Origin of the sequence: Mesorhizobium sp. M00.F.Ca.ET.216.01.1.1, from assembly GCF_004010325.2 — a bacterium.
Lineage (GTDB): Bacteria > Pseudomonadota > Alphaproteobacteria > Rhizobiales > Rhizobiaceae > Mesorhizobium.
Map to the genome: position 1 here is coordinate 1 of NZ_SADR02000114.1, position 481 is coordinate 481.

The window sequence follows — 481 nt, forward strand, 5'->3', positions numbered from 1 at the left end:
CCTGGCCGTCGCCTTGAGCCGTGGCGAGCCAACGATTGGCATCGAACCGATCGCTGAGAACGACCTGTGATGCAGAATTGGCATATGAGTGCCTCCCATAAAGGCAAGCCCATCCAAGGAGCAACCGCCCATGAGGCTGACCAACTTCTCGGATTTCGCCTTGAGAATGCTGATGTACGCGGCCTCGGCCGGCGATCACCTGATCACGATCGAGGAAACCGCTCGCACCTTCAAGGTGTCGAAGGCGCATCTCAACAAAGTCGCCAATACCCTGACGCGCGGCGGCTACCTGAAGGCGGTACGTGGGCGCTCCGGCGGCCTCGCTCTAGGACTCAGGCCCGAGATGATCCGGATCGGCGACGTCATACGGCTGACCGAGCCGGATTTCGCTGTTGTGGAGTGCTTTGCCACAGTAAACCAATGCGTGCTCACCGGCACCTGCAAGCTTTCAAACATGTTCGGCGAGGCGATAGCCTCATTC

The 481-nt window shown here is 59.5% G+C and carries 1 protein-coding gene; it reads left to right on the top strand.

Annotated elements, in window-relative coordinates; translation table 11 throughout:
- Positions 1–130: 130 nt before the first annotated feature.
- The coding region (locus EN859_RS35285; RefSeq protein WP_135913604.1) for an Rrf2 family transcriptional regulator at positions 131–481 on the top strand (351 nt) is incomplete at its 3' end.